Annotated in this window: 5 protein-coding genes; 2 read left to right on the top strand and 3 right to left on the bottom strand. The window is 71.2% G+C overall.

What is annotated here, in order from left to right; translation table 11 throughout:
* On the bottom strand, positions 1–503 hold a 503-nt coding region (gene thyX, locus RIF68_RS34210), incomplete at its 3' end, for an FAD-dependent thymidylate synthase (protein ID WP_309055361.1).
* Between the two features lie 154 nt (positions 504–657).
* Here thyX and RIF68_RS34205 point away from each other — a divergent pair.
* Positions 658–894: a hypothetical protein gene (locus tag RIF68_RS34205; protein WP_309055360.1), complete on the top strand. Its 237-nt coding sequence runs from the start codon at positions 658–660 to the stop codon at positions 892–894.
* Between the two features lie 54 nt (positions 895–948).
* A complete protein-coding gene (locus RIF68_RS34200; RefSeq protein WP_309055359.1) occupies positions 949–1,509 on the top strand; it encodes a hypothetical protein in 561 nt (186 codons plus the stop codon).
* Here the strand turns inward: RIF68_RS34200 and RIF68_RS34195 are convergent.
* Positions 1,499–1,951 carry a hypothetical protein gene (locus RIF68_RS34195; RefSeq protein WP_309055358.1) on the bottom strand — a complete coding sequence of 151 codons (453 nt, stop codon included), beginning with the start codon at positions 1,949–1,951 and terminating at the stop codon, positions 1,499–1,501. The genes RIF68_RS34200 and RIF68_RS34195 overlap by 11 nt on opposite strands.
* A 5-nt stretch (positions 1,952–1,956) precedes the next feature.
* The coding region (gene dapB / locus RIF68_RS34190) for a 4-hydroxy-tetrahydrodipicolinate reductase (protein ID WP_309055357.1) at positions 1,957–2,453 on the bottom strand (497 nt) is incomplete at its 5' end.

Here is a 2,453-nt window from a genome sequence, read left to right as displayed (position 1 = left end):
GCGACGCCGGCGGCCAGCATCTCCTGGTACGTCTCGTACGCCCGGCGGTAGGAGTCCTCCATCGCGCGCCCCGTCAGCTCGTGCTGCTCCTGGGTGCCCTCGACGAAGACGTACTTGCCCGGGCGGCCCTCCTGGACCAGCTTGCGGGAGGTGTCGGGGACGTAGAAGACGGGCTGGAGCTCCCTGTAGCGGCCGGACTCCTCGTTGTACGACCAGCCGACCCGGTGACGCATGAACTCGCGGAAGACGAAGATCGGCGCGCTGATGAAGAAGGTCATCGAGTTGTGCTCGAACGGGCTGCCGTGGCGGTCCCGCATGAGGTAGTTGATCAGGCCCTTCGAGCGCTCGGGGTCCTTCTGGAGCTCGTCGAGGGACTGCTCGCCCGCCGTGGAGACCCGGGCCGCCCAGAGGACGTCGGAGTCGGCGGCCGCGCTCTTGACCAGTTCGACGGTGACGTCGCTCCGGAAGTCGATCTTCACGGGCTCGGTGGGGGTGTCGGTCACCAGCGGTCCTTCCATGTCGTCTGTAGCCCGCCCACTGTAGCGACGTCATCCTCGAGGAGGAGATTCGGCCGCTTCGGTGAAATACGGCACCGAATGCGGGATTCGATCGTCTGTACCTGTGACACGCACGACGACGACCGAGGAGAGTGACCCGATGTTCAGGCGGAAAGAGGCCGTACCGTTCGCGTTCGTCGCGGAGGCCGACCACTTCCGCAGTAACGTCACTCCGCCGCCGAGGGAACGGCCCGGCACCGCACAGATCGTCGGCCGTACGCTGATCGGCCTCACCGTCGTGGCCGGGCTCGTCGGCTCGCTGGTCTTCGGGATGCCCTCCCTCCAGGCGGGGGACGCGGCCGTCCGGCAGCAGTCCGAGGCGTCCGTCAACCGCTGAGGTAGCCTCACCGGGCACTGCCCCTTCGAGCGTGCTTGTGAGTGAGGACCTGTCGTGCCCCTGCCCTTCCTGACGGCCGACCGTGCTTTTGACACGACCGACGACATCGCGCTGCCGTTCGACGACCACGACCAGTGGCGCCGTCCGTACCGGCCGGGGCCGTACCGGGTCGGCGCGGCCGCGCTCGCCCTGCTGCTGGCGTCCTTCGTGCTGCTCGCGTCGGTGATCATCGCCGCGGCCGGAGCCGTCGGCGGCGCGGTCGCGACCTTCTCCGTCGCCGCGCTGATCATCGTGGCGGCCCTGCGCATGCTGCGCGTGGGCATCTGGGTGAGCCGGGCGGGGGTGCGGAAGGTCGGTTTCCTCAGGACCTCGACCACGCCCTGGGCCGGCGTGACCTCGCTGCGGACCGTGCAGCAGCCGGTGCGCTGGCTGGGGCTCCCGCGGACCGTGCAGGGACAGGCGCTGGTGCTCGGCCGGCAGGCCGGTGAGCAGCTGCTGCTGCTCACCGACCACAACGCCGACTTCCTCTCCCGCGTCGAGGCCTTCGACCGGGCGGCCGACACCGTCGAGGCGTGGAGCGCCGAGTACGGACCCGTCCCGGCCGCTACGCGCTGACCGAACGGCCCTCGTGCAGGGCGATGGCCCGCTGCATGGCCTTGCGGGCCCGCGGGGTGTCGCGGGCGTCGTGATAGGCGACCGCCAGCCGGAACCAGCAGCGCCAGTCGTCCGGGGACTCCTCCGTCTCGGCCTTGCGCCGGGCGAAGACCTCGTCGGCCGAGTCCCGGTCGATCCGGCCGCCCGCCGTACGCCTCAGCTCGTCGGCGGGCAGGCCGCCCTCCGCCTCCAGCTCCGCGGCCAGGCGGTTCGCCCGGCGCGCGAAGCGGGTGTTCTTCCAGAGGAACCAGGCGCCGACGCAGGGCAGCAGGAACGCCACCGCACCCATGCCCATGGCCGCCGGCTCGCCGGTCAACAGGAGCAGGACGCCCTCCATCGCCACCACGCCGAAGACGAGCACCAGCACGGTGGAGAGGAAGACGTACGTGATCTTTCCGCCCATGACGCTCAGCCCAGGTCCAGGAAGTGCTCCAGGCCGAAGGTGAGGCCCGGGGCGGTCGTCACGCGGCGGGCGCCCAGGAGGATGCCCGGCATGAAGCTGGAGTGGTGCAGCGAGTCGTGGCGGACCGTGAGGGTCTCGCCCTCGCCGCCGAGCAGCACCTCCTGGTGGGCCAGCAGGCCCCGGAGGCGTACCGCGTGGACCGGCACGCCGTCCACGTCGGCGCCGCGCGCACCGTCGAGGGCGGTGGTCGTGGCGTCGGGCTGCGGGGCGCAGCCTGCCTTCGACCGGGCCTCGGCGATCAGCTGAGCGGTGCGGGTGGCGGTGCCCGAGGGGGCGTCCACCTTGTTCGGATGGTGCAGCTCGACGACCTCGACCGACTCGAAGTACGGGGCCGCGATCTGCGCGAACTTCATGGTGAGGACGGCGCCGATGGAGAAGTTCGGCGCGATGAGCACGCCGGTCCCCGGGGAGGCGGCGAGCCAGGCCCTGAGCTGCGCGAGGC

Origin of the sequence: Streptomyces sp., assembly GCF_031178505.1 — a bacterium.
GTDB lineage: Bacteria > Actinomycetota > Actinomycetes > Streptomycetales > Streptomycetaceae > Streptomyces > Streptomyces gulbargensis.
This window is presented reverse-complemented; position numbering and strand designations above follow the sequence as displayed.

Coding starts and splice junctions, on each gene's coding strand:
- RIF68_RS34195 (WP_309055358.1), bottom strand. CDS start 1,951: ATGGGCGGAAAGATCACGTACGTCTTCCTCTCCACCGTGCTGGTGCTC.
- RIF68_RS34205 (WP_309055360.1), top strand. CDS start 658: ATGTTCAGGCGGAAAGAGGCCGTACCGTTCGCGTTCGTCGCGGAGGCC.